The sequence below is a fragment of the Micromonospora avicenniae genome (genome assembly GCF_900156065.1).
GTDB lineage: Bacteria > Actinomycetota > Actinomycetes > Mycobacteriales > Micromonosporaceae > Micromonospora > Micromonospora avicenniae.
This window is the reverse complement of record NZ_FTNF01000005.1, coordinates 186,248-202,109: the sequence shown is the minus strand read 5'-3', so window position 1 is coordinate 202,109 and position 15,862 is coordinate 186,248. Positions and strand designations below refer to the sequence as shown.

15 protein-coding genes are annotated in these 15,862 nt (G+C 73.1%); 7 read left to right on the top strand and 8 right to left on the bottom strand.

Annotated elements, in window-relative coordinates; all coding sequences use genetic code 11:
• Positions 1 to 68: 68 nt before the first annotated feature.
• Complete coding sequence (locus BXA10_RS10665; RefSeq protein ID WP_139337955.1) at positions 69 to 308, bottom strand: hypothetical protein; 240 nt, start codon at positions 306 to 308, stop codon at positions 69 to 71.
• A gap of 137 nt (positions 309 to 445) precedes the next feature.
• Entirely contained in the window at positions 446 to 1,489 is a 1,044-nt protein-coding gene (locus tag BXA10_RS10660; RefSeq protein ID WP_076470280.1) for an App1 family protein phosphatidate phosphatase, read from the bottom strand.
• Positions 1,490 to 1,615: 126 nt separating this feature from the next.
• Between BXA10_RS10660 and BXA10_RS10655 the strand changes: the two genes are divergently transcribed.
• The 3 genes from BXA10_RS10655 to BXA10_RS10645 all read left to right on the top strand — a co-directional run bounded on the left by BXA10_RS10655 (position 1,616) and on the right by BXA10_RS10645 (position 4,821).
• Positions 1,616 to 3,235 (top strand): hypothetical protein, encoded by a 1,620-nt coding sequence (locus tag BXA10_RS10655; RefSeq protein WP_139337962.1) that lies wholly within the window; start codon positions 1,616 to 1,618, stop codon positions 3,233 to 3,235.
• 10 nt (positions 3,236 to 3,245) lie between these two features.
• Complete coding sequence (yaaA, locus tag BXA10_RS10650) at positions 3,246 to 4,043, top strand: peroxide stress protein YaaA (protein WP_076470123.1); 798 nt, start codon at positions 3,246 to 3,248, stop codon at positions 4,041 to 4,043.
• A 103-nt stretch (positions 4,044 to 4,146) separates the two neighbouring features.
• Positions 4,147 to 4,821, top strand: coding sequence for a hypothetical protein (locus BXA10_RS10645; protein ID WP_076470122.1), 675 nt, complete (start codon positions 4,147 to 4,149; stop codon positions 4,819 to 4,821).
• Positions 4,822 to 4,831: 10 nt separating this feature from the next.
• Here the strand turns inward: BXA10_RS10645 and BXA10_RS10640 are convergent, their stop codons facing one another.
• Positions 4,832 to 5,797 (bottom strand): SDR family NAD(P)-dependent oxidoreductase, encoded by a 966-nt coding sequence (locus BXA10_RS10640; protein ID WP_076470121.1) that lies wholly within the window; start codon positions 5,795 to 5,797, stop codon positions 4,832 to 4,834.
• Between the two features lie 82 nt (positions 5,798 to 5,879).
• On the opposite strand from BXA10_RS10640, the gene BXA10_RS10635 reads away from it, so the two are divergent.
• Both BXA10_RS10635 and BXA10_RS10630 read left to right on the top strand, forming a co-directional pair.
• Entirely contained in the window at positions 5,880 to 6,791 is a 912-nt protein-coding gene (locus BXA10_RS10635; protein ID WP_076470120.1) for an AraC family transcriptional regulator, read from the top strand.
• A gap of 170 nt (positions 6,792 to 6,961) precedes the next feature.
• Positions 6,962 to 7,870, top strand: a complete 909-nt coding sequence (locus BXA10_RS10630) for a TAXI family TRAP transporter solute-binding subunit (protein WP_084752547.1) — start codon at positions 6,962 to 6,964, stop codon at positions 7,868 to 7,870.
• 34 nt (positions 7,871 to 7,904) lie between these two features.
• Here the strand turns inward: BXA10_RS10630 and BXA10_RS10625 are convergent, their stop codons facing one another.
• From BXA10_RS10625 to BXA10_RS10615, 3 genes are all read right to left on the bottom strand, one after another.
• Positions 7,905 to 9,359, bottom strand: a complete 1,455-nt coding sequence (locus BXA10_RS10625) for a sensor histidine kinase (RefSeq protein ID WP_084752544.1) — start codon at positions 9,357 to 9,359, stop codon at positions 7,905 to 7,907.
• Between the two features lie 9 nt (positions 9,360 to 9,368).
• A complete protein-coding gene (locus BXA10_RS10620) occupies positions 9,369 to 10,028 on the bottom strand; it encodes a response regulator transcription factor (RefSeq protein WP_175649164.1) in 660 nt (219 codons plus the stop codon).
• A gap of 177 nt (positions 10,029 to 10,205) precedes the next feature.
• Positions 10,206 to 10,517, bottom strand: a complete 312-nt coding sequence (locus tag BXA10_RS10615) for a hypothetical protein (RefSeq protein WP_076470118.1) — start codon at positions 10,515 to 10,517, stop codon at positions 10,206 to 10,208.
• A gap of 136 nt (positions 10,518 to 10,653) precedes the next feature.
• On the opposite strand from BXA10_RS10615, the gene BXA10_RS10610 reads away from it, so the two are divergent.
• Positions 10,654 to 10,992 carry a DUF952 domain-containing protein gene (locus BXA10_RS10610; protein ID WP_076470117.1) on the top strand — a complete coding sequence of 113 codons (339 nt, stop codon included), beginning with the start codon at positions 10,654 to 10,656 and terminating at the stop codon, positions 10,990 to 10,992.
• Between the two features lie 165 nt (positions 10,993 to 11,157).
• Entirely contained in the window at positions 11,158 to 11,697 is a 540-nt protein-coding gene (locus BXA10_RS10605; protein WP_076470116.1) for an acyltransferase, read from the top strand.
• A gap of 66 nt (positions 11,698 to 11,763) precedes the next feature.
• On the opposite strand, the gene BXA10_RS10600 is transcribed toward BXA10_RS10605, so the two are convergent.
• A complete protein-coding gene (locus BXA10_RS10600; protein ID WP_076470278.1) occupies positions 11,764 to 13,521 on the bottom strand; it encodes a CDP-glycerol glycerophosphotransferase family protein in 1,758 nt (585 codons plus the stop codon).
• Between the two features lie 148 nt (positions 13,522 to 13,669).
• Positions 13,670 to 15,748 carry a DUF6077 domain-containing protein gene (locus BXA10_RS10595; protein ID WP_139337954.1) on the bottom strand — a complete coding sequence of 693 codons (2,079 nt, stop codon included), beginning with the start codon at positions 15,746 to 15,748 and terminating at the stop codon, positions 13,670 to 13,672.
• Positions 15,749 to 15,862: the final 114 nt, after the last annotated feature.

The following is a 15,862-nucleotide window of genomic DNA, read 5'->3' as shown; positions in this document are numbered from 1 at the left end:
CGCACCGCCGGCAACCCCGTGCACCCTCCGCCAGCGAAGGCCTGACGTACCTGGCCATCGGCGGCACCCTAGTCGAGCCGGTAGAAGACGGTCATGCTCGGCCACTCACCGTGCTCGTTCACTTCGTTGTTGCTGTACATCAGGCCGGCAATGTCCACCGGGCCGTACGCCGCGAGGTCATCGATCGAGTTCGCCACGTGCCGCAGCAGCGCGGCCACATCCCCCTGCCCGTCCCCGAACGGCAGGTTGATCCCGTAGTGGTAACAGGTGGCATCCCTGGGCGCGGTCTTGCCGTCCTCGAGGTCCATGCCGTCCTCCTCATCGCCCACCGGCCCGCCAGACGATACCGAAGATGATCAACCCGCCGGTGGCACCGGTGACGGCGACGACGCCAGGCCACGCCAGGCCAGGCCACGCACGACGCGCACATCGGCGCGTGCGTACGTCAGACCAGGTCCGCCTCGTTCAGCAGCTTCCATAAACCGGCGCCGTCCGGGGCGGAGAACCACCGCTGCCCCACCGGCCCGGACGCGTGCGGACGCTCGGCCGGGGCGGGCAGGCTACCGGCGAGCACCGACTGCGCCGGCGAGAGGCGGCGGATCGCCACCCCGGCCACGTTCTCCGGGTGGGCCGCGGCGAACTCGCGGTAGATCTCCTGGTCGTGCTGGCCGTCGTCGCCGACCAGCAGCCAGCGCACGTCGGGGAACTCGCGGGCCAGCCGGGCCAGGGTCTTGCGCTTGTGTTCCATGCCGCTGCGGAACCAGCGGTCGGCCGTCGGCCCCCAGTCGGTGAGCAGCAGCGGACCGGCCGGGTAGAGGTGCCGGGACAGGAACCGGGTGAGCGTCGGCGCGACGTTCCACGCGCCGGTGGAGAGGTAGAAGACGGGTGCGCCCGGGTGCGCGGTGACCAGCCGTTCGTAGAGCACCGCCATCCCGGGCACGGCGGCCCGGGCGTGCTCGTCGAGCACGAACGTGTTCCAGGCGGCGAGCAGCGGCCGGGGCAGCGCGGTCACCATCACCGTGTCGTCGATGTCGGAGAGGATGCCGAAGCGTACGGCCGGGTCGAGGATGCGGACGGGCGCCTCGACCGGCTCGGCGTCCGGCATGCTCAGCCGTACGGTGCCCCAGCCCGGCGGCAGCTCGGCCTCGACCACGGTGTCGATGAACCCGCTGCGGTCGGTCTGCGTCTCGTGCCGTACCCCGCCCGCCTCGACGGTGACCGTCACGTGCTTCGCCGGGAGGGTGGTGAAGCTGCGCCAGCCACGGACCTTCTCCAGCCGGGCCCGCTGGCGGGTGTCCGGGCGGCCGATCAGCACCCGGCACATCACCCGCACCCAGCCGGGAGCGCCGTAGCAGGTGTACGCGACGATGTTGATCCGCCAGCCCGTGCGCCGCAACCGGCGCTCGAAGAACTGGTGGACGGCATCCTCGATCCGCGCCGCCCGGTGCAGGCGTGGAACGGCCAGCTGGCCGGTGGGGGTCGGTGGCACGCTGACACCCTGCCACACCGATGTGGCGGCGGCCACGCGGGCGATCGCAGCCCGACGGGTCTGCCCTGATCGACCACGCCCACCCGGTCAGACGTGAAACACTCCGGTCGGGACGACGACGGGGGCGTGGTCGTGTCGCAACCAGTGCAGCACCGCCGGCGTCGGCGGCTCGACCGGCCGGCGCTGGTCGCGCTGCTGCTCGGCCTGGCCGGAGTCGGCTACCGGCTGGTCCTGACGCTGATCACGGTGCCGGTTTCGAACAGCGACGAGGCCACGTTCGGTCTCGCCGCCCTGCACATCGCGCAGGGCCGGTCGCATCCGGTCTTCCTGTACGGCCAGCGCTACATGGGGATGCTCGAGTCGTACCTGGCCGCACCGCTCATCGCACTGTCCGGGCCGAGCTGGCCGGTGCTGCGGCTGCCGATGCTCGTCCTCTACGCGATCTTCCTCTACCTGATCCACCGGCTCATGAGACGGATCTGCTCGCCCTGGTTCGCCACGTTCGTGGTCGGCCTGCTGGCGCTCGGTCCCGAACGGGTCGTCCGTGACCAGTTGACCGTGGTGGGCGGCCGGGCCGAGGTCAAGGCGGCGGTGTTGCTGATGCTGCTGATCGCGGTGGGGCTGGCCACCGGCACGATCCGGCGGCGCCGGCTGGCCGTCGGGCTCTTCGGGCTGCTCGCCGGCCTGGCGCTCTGGTCGGACTGGTTGATCGTGCCGTACCTGGCGGTGGCCGGGCTGCTGCTGCTCTACGCGGCGCGCCGGCACCTTCTCGGCTGGGCCGGGGTGCTGCTTGTCGTCGGCTTCGCGGTCGGCGCCGCTCCGATGATCTGGGACAACCTCGTCGCGCCGCCCGGCGAGGACTCCCTGTCGGTGTTCCGGGAGATCAGCACCCGGGCGGGCCCGTCGCCGCCGTGGTCGCAGCGGCTGCAGGGCGGCGTGCTGGAGGGGGTGCCGCTGGCCAACGGCCTCTGCCCGATCGGCGGCTGCACCCCGTCGCAGCGATGGTTCGGGGCGATCTACCCGCTGCTGCTCGTCGTCTCGGCGGCGTTCACGGTTATCGCGTACCGGCGCACCGCCGGCGGGCCGCGCGCGGTGCGGATCCGGTGGGTCGCGCATCTCGCGCTGGTCCTCGGCGCGGTGCTGACGCTGCTGTCGTACGTGCGCAGCCCGCTCTCCGCCACCGACCCGATCGCGAACGCCCGGTACCTGTCGGTGCTCCAACTCTCCCTGCCGACGGTGCTCTGGCCGCTCTGGCTGGCGGCGGAGGCCTGCTGGCGGGGAACGGTGGGGGCGCTCGGCCGGTTCACCGGCGCGGTGGCGACCGGGGTGCTGGCCGGGCTCGCGGCGGCCATGCTGGTGGTGACCGTGCAGTTCGCCGCCACCGGTCTGGCTGCGTCCCGCGTCGAGGAGCGGGAGGCCCGGGAGTTGGCCGCCACGCTGCGCGCCGACGGTCCCCGCGAGGTGTACGCGGACTACTGGGTCTGCAACCGGCTCGTCTTCAACACCGACGAGGACGTGATCTGCGGGGTGGTCGACGCCAACCTGATGCCCGGGCAGAACCGGTACCCGCCCTACTGGCGGCAGGTGGGACGGGCCGACCGGCCCGGCTACGTGGTGGTGGCCGGTTCGCCGGCGGAGCGGCACCTGCGGGGGCTGCTGGGCGACCGGGTCGAAACCACACCGGTGCGCGACGCGGGCCGCTACCGCATCTACCACCCGGCGACTCCGGTGCGGCCCTGGCGGTAGATTTCACCGGGTGCTCATCCTGCTGCCGCCCTCCGAGGGGAAGGCCGACGCCGGCACCGGCCGACGGCTCGACCTGGACAAACTCTCCCTGCCGGAGCTGAACCCGGCCCGCGAGGAGGTGCTCGCGGCGCTGGTCGCCCTCTGCGGCGGGCCGGACGAGGCGGCGGCCCGGGCCGTGCTCGGGCTCAGCGAGGGTCAGCGGGACGAGCTTCGGCGCAACGCGCGGCTGCCGCAGATCGCCACCGCACCGGCCGCCCGGATCTACACCGGGGTCCTCTACGAGGCGCTGGACCTTCCGTCGCTGCCACCGGACGCCACCCGCGCGGCCCGCCGCTCGGTGCTGATCAGCTCGGGGCTCTGGGGTGCCGTACGCCTCACCGACCGGATTCCGCCCTACCGCTGCCCCATCGGTTCCAAGCTGCCCGGGCCGGGTGCGCTGGCGGCGTACTGGCGGCGGGTGCTGGGGCCGGTGATGACCGGGGTGGCCGGTGACCGACCGGTGCTCGACCTGCGCTCCGGCGCGTACGCCGCGACGTGGGCGCCACGTGGTGACGTCGCCGACCGGACGGTGACCGTGCGGGTGCTGCACGAACGCGAGGTGGACGGGGTGCCGGTCCGCTCCGTGGTCAGCCACTTCAACAAGGCGACCAAGGGGCGGCTGGTCCGCGACCTGCTGCTCGCCGGAGTCCGGCCGCGTACCGCCGACGAGTTGATCGGCGCGCTGCGGGAGCTGAAGTACACCGTGGTGGAGCAGCCGGTGCCGGCCGGCCGGCCACGACAGGTCGATCTGGTGGTCACGCAGCTGTAAGGGCGTGCGCAAGATTTGCTCAAGGCTGGGCCGGATCGGTTCCGTGTCCGGCGCGTACCGGTCACGGTAGGAATTCCCCGACTCCGGCAAGGGAGCACCTCCGTTGGCCCGCGAACCCGCCCTACTCGAACGGCCGCGCCGCACGGCGACGCCGCCCCCGCTGGACTGGCTGACCCTGGCCGACGCGTTCGAGGCCGCCTGCCTGCTGCGCTGCATGCCACCACCGGCCGGATCGCGGCCGCAACGCGCGGCAGGCCGGTTTCCGGCCTCGACGGTGGAGTTCAACCGGGAGGACGCGGCCCAACGGATGCGGCAGCTGCTGGAGCGGCTGGACGTTCCCGTCGAGCACGAGATGGCCTTCGGTGGCCTGCGCCGCCGCTACGAACTGCACCGGCTGCGGGTGCCGCCGAGGCACCGCGTGCGCTACTCGCGTCTGATGGAGGCCGGTTGGTGGCAGGGACGCCGGGAGCTGCTCGCCGCTCCGGTGCCCGGCGCGTCCACTCTGCGCCGGATCTGGGTACCCCGGCTGGCCGCCGCGGCCTGGCGCTCGGCGCTGCTCGCCGGGGGGCGGCACGTCCGCCGGCACATCCTGGGCGTACGGCTCACCGACCGGGAGCTGGCCGCCGTGCTGATCCGCAGCGCCGCCCTGCTCCGCGTGCCGGCGGAGCTTCGACCGGGCACCGGCTGCTTCCTGGTCAGCGTGGCCGACGGCCCGGACCGGCGCCGGATTCTCCAGCACACCACGCTGGCGCCTGCGCCGGCCGCCGAGTCGGCCTGACCGGGGCGGGTCAGCGGGAGGTCAGGGTCTGCTCCGCGTACGCCCAGAGGCGGTCGGCGTTCGCCGGGTCCAGCGCGTGCGCGGCCACCCCATGGGTCGCCTCGGGGCCGCCGGCCACCACCTCGGTCTCCTGGTTGTCGGTGAAGTACCGGCCGGTGATCCCTTCGAGCAGTGGTGACGCCGCCAGCAGCACGGTGGTCGCCGCCCCCTGGGCGGGTGTCTTGTAGTACGGCAGGTCGATCCGGTTGCCCGCCTCGTCCAACACTCCGAACGACCGCAGCGTCTCCTCGGTCATGTGGCGCTGGAGGTTGGTGTTGATGAAGCCGGGGTTTAGCGCGTTGGCGACGATGCCGTCGGCGGCCCACCGCCGGGCGATGCCCACGGCGAGCAGCACGTCCGCGGTCTTCGACCGGCCGTACGCCGACCACGGGTCGTACGGCTGCCGCGCGAACTGCGGGTCGTCGAAGTCGAACGGCTCCCGCCGGTGCGCGCCGGAGCTCACGACGACCACCCGGGCCGAGCCGGCGGCGCGCAGGCTGTCGTGCAGGCCGCGGGCGAGCGCGAAGTGGCCCAGGTAGTTGGTGCCGAGCTGGAGTTCCCAGCCCTGCGGGGTGAGCTGCCGGGTCGGGATCGCCATGATCCCGGCGTTGGCGACCAGCGCGTGCAGCGGGCCGTCCCAGCCCTCGATGAACGCGTCTACCGAGGCCAGGTCGGCCAGGTCGAGGGCGGCCGCCCGTACGACGCCGGGGCCGGGCCCGGCGAACTCGGCCACCAGTTCGTCGGCGCCGGCCGGGTTGCGGGTGGCGACGGTGACCTCCGCCCCGGCCCCGGCCAGGGCGCGGACGGTTTCGACCCCGATACCGGAGGCCCCGCCGGTGACGATCATCCGGCGACCGGTGAGGTCGACGCCGTCGAGGATCTCGGCGGCGGTGGTACGGGCGGTGAACGGGGTGGTGAGTGGTGTCTCGTCGCTCATGTCATCCACGCTACGAACGACTCGTCGGACTGTCTGTAGTTTAGAGTCCGCCAGCCTTTAGGCAGCGTCCAGAGGAGCGAACGTGGACCCGTTGGAAGATGTGCTCGCGCTGGTCGGCGCGACCAGCCACCTGTCCGCCGCGCTGGCGGCCGGTGGCCGCTGGGCGGTCCGCTTCGACCCGCCGGCCGGCGTCAAGTTCAACTCCGTCCGGCGCGGCGACTGCCTGCTGCGGGTCGACGGCGTGCCCGAGCCGGTGGTCCTGGCCGCGGGCGACTGCTTCCTGCTGACCCGCCCCCGGGCGTTCACCCTGGCCGCCGCCCCGGACATCCCACCCGAACCGGCCGGACCGATCTTCCAGGCGGCCGTCGACGGCGTGGCCCGTGCCGGCACCGGCGACGGCGTGTTCCTCATCGGCGGCGCGTTCTCCTTCACCGAGCGTGCCCGTGCCCTGCTGCTGGACGCGCTGCCACCGGTCATCCACGTGCCGGCTGCGACGCCCGAGGCCGCGACCGTGCGCTGGGCCGTCGAGGAGATCGACGCCGAGCTGCGGGGCGAGCCGCTGGGCGGCAGGCTGGTCGCCGAGCATCTCGCCCTGGTCATGCTGATCCGGGTGCTGCGTCTGCACCTCGCCCGCACCGGCGGCTCCGGCTGGCTGGCCGGCCTGGCCGATCCGGTGCTCGGCCCCGCACTGCGGGCGATGCACGCCCGCCCCGCCCAACCGTGGACCGTGGCCGAGCTGGCCCGGGTCGCCGTGGTCTCCCGGTCCACGCTGGCCGCCCGGTTCAAGGAGGTCATCGGCCGGGGCCCGTTGGAGTACCTCACCGGCTGGCGGATCGAGCTCGCCGCCGACCGGATCCGCCGCGGCGACGACACCCTGGCCAGCATCGCCCGGGCGGTCGGGTACGGCTCGGAGAGCGCGCTCAGTGTGGCGTTCAAGCGCACCACCGGTCTGTCGCCGCGCGCCTACCGCAGCCGTTTCACCCTGGCCGGCTGAACTCCCCGAGCGACCGCCGAGCCGGCACCGGGCACGCCGGGCGAACGCCACATCGAGCCGTACGGCCAGGCGACACCCGGAGCGGCGGGGGTTGCGCCGGCCCGGACGCCGGGCGCAGAGTGCAGCCCGTGAGTCGTACCTGGCCCGGGCGCGCCGCCCCACCCGCAGCCATGCTGGCGGTGCTGCTCGCCGTGACCGTCTGCCTCGCCGGATGCCGGGACACGCCCGGCGAGCCGGTGACGATCCGGATCGCCACGGGCAGCCCGACCGCGGTCTACCACGCGTTCGGCGAGTCGCTGGCCGCCATCCTCAACCGGGAGCTGCCCGGGGTCCGGGCCACTGTCGTGGTGACCGCCGCCTCCGCGGAGAACGTACGCCTGGTCGGCTCCGGCGAGGCCGAGCTCGGTTTCACCCAGGCCGACGTGCTGCCGGCGGAGCCCGGCCCGGAACCCCGGGTGGCTGCGATCGCCCGGGTCTACGACGACCAGTTGCATCTGGTCGCATCCGGTGCCGGCCCGGTGCACACGATCGCCGACCTGCGCGGTCGGCGGGTCTCCCTCGGCCCGGCCGGCTCCGGCACCGAGATCACCGCGACCCGCCTGCTGAACGTGGCCGGGCTGAGCGGCGACCTGATCCACCGGGCCCGGCTCAACCTGGACGAGTCGGTGGCCGCGCTGCGGTCCGGCCGGATCGACGCGTTCTTCTTCTCCGGCGGCCTGCCGGTGCGGGCCATCGCCGACCTGGCGGCGGGCAGCCCCACCCGGATCATCGACCTCGGCGACTGGACCGAACCGCTGCGGGAACGCTACGGGGAGGTGTACGTCTCCCGGGACATCCCGCGCTCGGTGTACGGGGTGGATCCGGTCACCACGGTCGCCGATCCGAACTTCCTGATCGTCCGCACCGACCTGCCCGAGTCACTGGTCCGGAACGTGACCCGCCTGCTCATGGAGCGACGCTCGGAGCTGGCCGCCGCGCACCCCGCCGCCGGACGGATGAGTCCCCGCTCGGCGATCGCCACCTCGCCGCTGCCGCTGCATCCCGGCGCGGCCGCCTGGTACCGCGCGACGAAACCCTGACCCGGCGCCGCGCCGGTGCCGGTAGCGGCCCGGTCTACTGCCGCGCGCCCGCGACCGGGACCGCCGTCGGGTGCCGCTGCGGCACCGGGTCGGTATCGGGCCCGGGTGGCTTCGGCCCGTCGTCCGGACCGGGAAACCAGAGCCCGGCGACCAGGCCACGGGGCTCTGCCGCCCGCATGGTGAGCCGCCCGTCCGACGCGTCGATCAGCACGGCCGCGATGGCCAGGCCGAGGCCCGCGCCGTCCACGTTCTGCACGTCCGGCGCCCGCCAGAACCGCTCGGTCGCCTGGCCGAGCTGGCTCGCCGTCATCCCCGGCCCGTTGTCCCGCACCTCGAGCGCCACTCCCCCGTCGCAGGTCGCCACGGTCACGGTCACCTCACCGCCGGCCCCGCTGAACTTGACGGCGTTGTCGATGAGCGCGTCGAGCACCTGGTCCACGGCGGTCGGGACGGTCCGGGCGTACGCTGGCGCGTCGCGGGTGACGAGGCCGAGCGAGACCGACCGGTGGCGGGCCAACGGTCGCCACGCGGCGACGCGGGAGGCCGCCACCTCTGCCGCGTCGACGGTTACCCGCTCGTTCTCCTCACGCTCGGCGCGGGCCAGGGTGAGCAGCCCGTCCAGCACCAGCGCGAGGCGGTCGGTCTCCTCCAGGGCCAGCCGGTGCTCGGTCCGGCCCTCCGGGTCGGTCAGGCTCGGGCCCAGCTCCTCCACCCGCAGCCGCAGCGCGGTCAACGGGTTGCGGAGCTGATGGCTCGCGTGGGCGACGAAGGCACGCTGGCGGTCCATGACGTCCGACACCGCGTCCGCCATGGTGTTGAAACTGGCCACCAGCCGCCGCAGTTCCGGTGGGCCGAGGTGATGCTGCACCCGGGCGCTGCGATCCCCCTTGGTGATCTCGTGGGTGACCGCATCCAGCTCGGTGACCGGGCGTAACACCCAGCCGGCCAGGCCGAAGGCCGTCAGTACGCAGGCCAGCACGGCGAGCATGCCGATCCCGGCGAGCAGCAGCCACCAGGTGGTGACCGTACGGCGTAGCGCGGCGGACGGGCTGGCGGTGACGACCGCCCCGAGCACCTCGCCGCCGTCGTTGATCGGCACGGCGACGATCACCGGCCCGCGCAGCCACGGCCACACCGATTCCGGGCCGCTGACCTGCTGCCCGGCGAGGGCCGCGTCCCGCGCCACGGTCGTACCCGCCGCGGCACGCCAGCTCGTCGAGGCGACCACGATGCCCCGGTCCCGGTCGACCACCACCGCGCCGATGCCGTACAGCTCGTCGTAGCTGCGCAGCTCGCTCTCGAGCGGGCCGGCGCTCCCGCCGCGCAGCGCCGGCCCGGCGAGCGACGCGAACCGGGTGGCGTCGGCGAGGCGGTCGGCGCGTACCCGGTCGGTCTCCCGGGTGGCGAGGATGAGCGCGAGCGGGGTCTCCAGCGCGATGAGGACCAGCACCATCAGCAGCAGGTAGCTGATCACCAGCCGACGACGCACCGATCTACCTCACTCGTTCCGCAGCCGATAGCCGATGCCGCGTACGGTCTCGACCAGCCGCGGATCGCCGAGCTTGCCGCGCAGCGAGCCGACGTGCACCTCGACGGTGTGCCGGTCGGTCCACGTGGTGCCCCAGGCGTCGAGCAGGATGCGGTCGCGCGGCACGGCCACCCCGGGCTGCCGGGCGAGGGAGAGCAGGACGTCGAACTCCTTGCGGGTGAGCGTGACGTCCCGGCCGTCGACGGTCACCGTACGGGCCGAGACGTCGATGCGTACCGAGCCGGCCTCTATCAGGTTGCGTTCCGGCGCGGCCTGCGCCGTACGACGCAGCACCGCCTCGATCCGGGCCTGCAGCTCCACCATCGAGAACGGCTTGACCACGTAGTCGTCGGCGCCGAGCCGCAGGCCGAGCACCCGGTCCCGCTCCTCGCCCCGGGCGGTGACCGCGATGATGCCGAGCTGGCTGCTGCGCCGGCGCAGTTCCCGGCACAGGTCGGTGCCGTCCCCGTCGGGCAGCGTCAGGTCGAGCAGCACCAGGTCGCACGGGGCGGCGGAGAGCGCCGCGGCGGCAGTGGCCGCGTGTTCCACCTCGTAGCCACGGCGGCCCAGCGCGGACGACAGAGCGGCGGCCACCCGACGATCGTCCTCGACCAGCAGGATCCGCACCATGCCCCCATCCGTCGAACCGTCGGTCCTGGGAATGGTGGCAGATGGGCAGGTGCGGGCGGGAGGGCCGCCCCGGTGGCAGGCCGCGCCGGACGGCGGAGGCGTGCGCGCGGCCGACTCGGCGACGGCCGCCGGGGTGGGGCGCGGAAGGTGGGTGCGGACACCGGTCCCGGCCGGTGGTCAGAGACCGAAGGTGTCGTCCCCGACGGCGTCCCGTACCCCGTCCAGGAATCCCCGGAAGGCCGGGTCGTCGTGGCTCGCGGGCACGCTCGTGATGTTCTCCCCGGTGGCCTGGGTGACCGCGTCGACCAGGGGCGGGTAGTCGAGTTCCGCGTCGCCGAGGGAGTCGTCGTCCCCCTCGGCCAGGTTGATCACGTACTGCACGTCGTCGGAGGAGGTGTCCGGGTCCTCGGCCCACTCGCCGCCGGCCTGGTAGCACTCGTCGTACAGCGCACGCTGGCTGTCGGTCCAGTCGTCGTCGTAGTTCCGCATCGCCCATCCCTCCGCGACCCGCTCCGCCTTCGAGCATGCCGGGCCGGGCGTACGCGCCGGGCCGGTACCGGGGAAACGGGTCGCGGGACGTCGTCGGCCGGACCTGGCCCGGGGGCGTCCCGCGTACCCTGCACAGGTGATCTACAAGCTGCTGCCGACGACCGAGTGGGACGACGCCCGCGCCGCCGGGCGGCTGAACGGCACGGCGGTGGACCGCCAGGACGGGTTCATCCATCTGTCCGCGGCCGATCAGCTGGTGGAGACGGCCCGCCGGCACTTCACCGGAGCCACCGGGCTCACCCTGCTCACCGTGGATCCGGCCCGGCTCGGTGACCGGCTGCGGTGGGAGCCGTCGCGCGGCGGGGAGCGGTTTCCGCACCTGTACGGCCCGCTGCCGGTGGCGGCCGTGGTCGAGGCGCGGGCGTTGCCGGCGGACGTTCCGGCCGGGGACGCGGTGGCCGAGCTGATCGGCTGAGCGCTCGCTATGCTACGCCGGGTCCCGCGCCCCGGCCCGCACGCTCCGTCCCGCCGGGCGCGCGGCTGCCCCGATCCGCGCGGCCGCTGACCGGTTCCCGGCATCCGCCGGCGCGGCTCACCGACGGCGCCACGGCGCACCCTGCGACCCGATGCGAGTTGAAGGATGACTGACAACACTTCCCCGGCACCCTCCGTCTTCGTCCACCCCACCGCCGACGTGGAGGAGGGCGCCCAGGTCGGCGACGGCACCAAGGTCTGGCACCTGGCCCACATCCGGTCGTCGGCGAAGGTGGGTGCCGGCTGCGTCATCGGGCGCAACGTGTACGTCGACGCGACAGTCACCGTCGGCGACCGCGTCAAGATCCAGAACAACGTCTCGGTCTACCAGGGCGTGACCCTGGAGGACGAGGTCTTCGTGGGCCCGAGCGCCGTCTTCACCAACGACTTCCGGCCCCGGGCCCAGAACCCGGACTGGACGATCACGCCGACGGTGGTGCGGCGGGGCGCCTCGATCGGCGCGAACGCGACACTCGTCTGCGGTGTCGAGATCGGCGAGTACGCGATGATCGCGGCCGGCTCGGTGGTGACCCGGGACGTGGCCCCGTACCAGCTGGTGGCCGGCAACCCGGCCCGGCCGAAGGGCTGGGTCGACGAGAAGGGCGAGGTCGTCTCCCGCGACGTGGCGAACCCGCCCCAGCGGTAGGGCCTCCCGAACGACGAAACGGCGGTGGACGGAGTCGCTCCGTCCACCGCCGTCACCTGTGCGGGGTCAGCCGCAGAGCCGGCTGATCTCCTCCTGGAACCGGTCCATCGGGTTCGCGTCGGCCGGGCCGAGCAGGTAGGTCTTCAGCTCCCGCCGGGCCTCGGTCATCGGGTCGTCGCCGGCCCGGGTCACCGAAACGATCTTCTCCAGCTCGCCGCAGTCCCGCGACAGCAGGTACGCCGCCCGCGAGGTCGGGTACTGCTGGCGGAACTCGTCCTCCGGCAGCCCGCCCGGATTCGCCACCACGTACGGCCGCTCGCTCTGCACGAAGTCGGAGACCACGCTGGACACGTCGCTGATCAGCAGGTTGGTCTGGTTGAAGCAGTCGAACAGCCCGGGCGTGCGGCCGGTGACCACGAGGTGCCGGGTGCCGTCGAGCGAGGTCGCGTCGACGTCGCCGCCGGCGGTCCGGATCATCTCGACCACCCGCTCGTGCACCGCCTTGGCCTCCTTCGACCGGGTGCCGGTCAGCGGGTGCGGCTTGTAGATGAGGCGCACCTCGGGCCGGGTGGCCAGCAGTGCCTTGACGATCCGCGGCCCCATCAGCACCAGCGAGGTGTGGTACGGGTCGTCGTCCAGCCACCCCTCCCAGGTCGGGGCGTAGAGCACGGTGAACGGCCGGTCGACCGACTCCGCGCCGAAGGTGTGCACACCGGCGAGCTGCGGGCGTCCGATCTCGACGATGTCGGAGTCGAGCACGCCGACTCCGGCACGGGCGTACCGTTCCCGGCCGGCGAGGCCGGCGACCCACACCTCGTCGTACACCTTGCTGTACGGGTTGACGCTCGCCGCCTTGTCGCTGTCGCCGTGCCCCACGAAGACGTGCTTCATGCCCGGTTCCCGGAGCATGTGGATGTTCGCGCCGACGTTCGCCGCGTAGAGCGTCGCGCGGATGCTGCCGAACTCGAGGTTCATGAAGTCCACGCTGGCCGGTACGCAGATCACCGGCAGCCGGGTGTCGGCGAGTTCGGAGAACGCCTCCCGGCTGCGCATCAGCACCACCGCCCGCTGGCCGAGCGCCTCGATCGGGGCGAGCCACATGTTGGCCTGGTAGACGTCCTTGGCGGGGCCGGCGAAGTAGAGCGCCGCCTCCGGCCGGTAGCTGTCGAGCCACCGCTGCACCGCGGGCATCAGCGGGCCGGGTCCGCTGCCCCGGCCGCGCAGCCAGGTGGCGGCGACGATCGCACCGACCAGCGCCGCGACGGCCAGCGCCGCACCGCCCACGGCGACGACCGGAGTGGCGGTGTCCAGCAACGCCGCGACCACCGCGGCGGGCGCGAGCGCGATGTTGACCAGAGCCAGCCGGTCGCCGGCGAGCCGGGACGTCCAGGCCGGCGGTCGGGGCGCGAAGGTGATCGGCCCCAGGTCGATGTTGCGTACCAGCGCAGAGACCGGGTTGCGTCGGTCGATCATCGTCTTGAGCGCGCCCGCGAAGATCGCGATGAGCCAGACCGCGGCCGGCAGCAGCAGGATCAGGCTCAGCTCACCCATGCTCGGACGGACCGCAGCCACCACCAGCAGGGCGGTGGCGAGGTCGCGGGCGAGCTGCCGGTAGTCGCCGCGCAGACCGACCTTCTCCAGGAGGGTGTGCGTGGCGGGCGACCAGCGGGCGAGCGCGTACTCACCAGCGAGTGCGATCAGCCCCGCCACGGCGAAGACGACGGCCCAGCCGAGCGCGCCGGCGGCGAGCAGCACGAAGTAGGCCACCAGCAGCAGCGCGCCGCGGGCGGCGACTCCCGCCGGTCCCATCAACTTGCGGAACAACGAGTACGCTCCCATCGGGTGGGCCCGGGCTAAGCCCAGGGCGTTCTGGGGTCGGTCGTACGAGCCGTCCGGTTTCGACTAGAACGGTCGGCGTCAGGGACCTTAACTCCATTCAATATGAGGAAGACGACTGGGTGCCACGCGGCGGTCAGGCGGTGCGGCGGTAGCAGGTGACCGCGCCCGGGGCCTTACGCGAGGCGAACTTCACCAAGCCCAGCTCAGGGGCCAGATCGCGAGCCTTCCGGTTGCCGTTGTAGACGCAGACCGTGCCCACGTCCAGCCGGTCCATGGCCGCGGCCAGTTCGGCGACCGGGGCGATCTCGTCCACCCCGTCGGCGAACGCCGCCAGCTTGAGCCGGTCCTGGGAGAACTGGGAATTCATGTCGTAGTCGACCAGGTAGCCGTTACGCGCCATGACCACCCGCACCTCGCTTGTGACGATCGGCATGGTGCGCATCAGCGTCGACGGTGCGAGCAGCAGGCCAGGCGGACGGTCGTCGAGGTTCCAGATCCAAAAGTCGATCTTCTGTCGCTGCTGGGGCAGCTTCCAGGTCGGCCGCTCGTGGACCTCGACGAAGCTGCGCGCCGACCACATCGGCGTGCCGGCAACCGCGAACGCACCCACCAACACCGCCGCGAGCACGCCACCCACCACCGCCCGCAGGGTGGCCACCCGGGCCAGCGGTGGAACGTCGATCGTGCAGAGCAGGCCCACCAGGGCGGGCAGCGGCACGAACCACGGCACCCGCCAGAGCACCGCCGCCAGCCCGGACCCCGCACTGAGTGCCTCGAGCACACCAGGGACGAGCAGCAGGCTCATGGCGGCGGCCGCGCCGGCGGCGAACAGCGCCGGCGTGCCACGACGTACCAGGAACGGGCCGCACCACAGCGCGAGCCCGCAGATCACCCCGAGCACGCCGACCAGCAGGGTCCGCCGGTAGGTGCCCTCCGCGTCGAAGAACTGCGCGCTGGCGATCACCGACGTCATCGGGCCCAGCGTGATGCGGGTGACGATCACCGAGGCGACCGGGTAGAACATGACGGCCACCCCGGCCACCAGGGCGTCACGCCACCGGCCGACCAGGAGCATGCCCAGGCCGGCGGCGCCCACCACCAGCGGAAGGATCATCACCGAGGTCGAGGTGAGGCCGGTCGCCACGATCGAGATCGCGACGATCGCGGCCAGGTCCTTCCGGGAGCGGGTGTCGAACCACCGGGTCAGGTAGACCCACAACAGCGGTACCACCGCCGACACGAACATGCCCTTGCCCTCGTGCAGCCGGGGCAGGTGGAAGGTGCCGAGCGCGGCGTCGTCACCGCAGACGAAGGCGAGGAAGGCGAGGGCCACCGTGAATGCCAGCACCGGCCGGCGGGGCGCCCAGCGCTGGATGAGCCGCCACAGCGACAGCGCCGCGAGCACCGCGAGCACCGGCAGCAGCACGTACCAGGTGGCCGAGGCCGCGTGGATGCCGAAGACCCGGCCGAGGGCGCCGGCGAGCACCTCGATCGAGGCGATCGGTGGCTGCGACGACAGTGGCGGAGCCACCTGCTCGGTGAAGAGGAAGTCGCGCAGCGGCACGATGTCGCGTTCGGCGATCCAGACGGACTTGCCGACGTAGAACACGTCGTCCGGGGTGTTCCGGGCGATGAAGAGCGAAGCGACGCCGACGAGCCCCGAGGCGACCAGGGCGTAGACGGACTGCCAGGGCTTTTCGACGGGGGTGTCCGAACCGGTGCCGGGGAGGGCGAGCCAGGCCCGCCGGGTCAGCAGCACCGCGCCGACGGCCGCGGCCAGGCCGGCGAGCGCCGGCACCCACCAGGAGATTCCGTCCAGCCCCGCGGTGACCGCGGCGAGCGCCGCCGCCGCGACGGTCGGCAGGAGCCACCGCCGGTCCATGGTCGCCGCTCTGGATCCGGTTCGTTCGTCCCGGTCGTCGCCCGAGGTCGGGGTCGGGCGGCGCCGCCAGCGGCGGACCACGAGGTAGGCGCCGAGGAGCACGCAGCAGACCAGCCAGACCAGGAAGGTCACCGACGGCCGGAGATGGACCAGGAAGGCCGCGTGGTAGAGCACGGTCCAGAGCGCGAACGCGTAGACCGCGCCGTCGGTGAGCAACGCTGGCAGGCCGGCGACCAGCGAGCCGAATCGTCCCGTTGTCGTCTGCCCCTGGGCGTCAGACCGCGTTGACACGCCGTCCCGATCGGTTACGAGGGTATCCACATTCGGCACGGCACATCCTTGAATCTGGGTGGCGAACGAGGTGTGGGGACGGGCACCGGACCCGGCGCTCGCTGTTGTCCGGGCGGCAGCCTACCCGAAACCTCCGGCTCACGATCTGGGCGA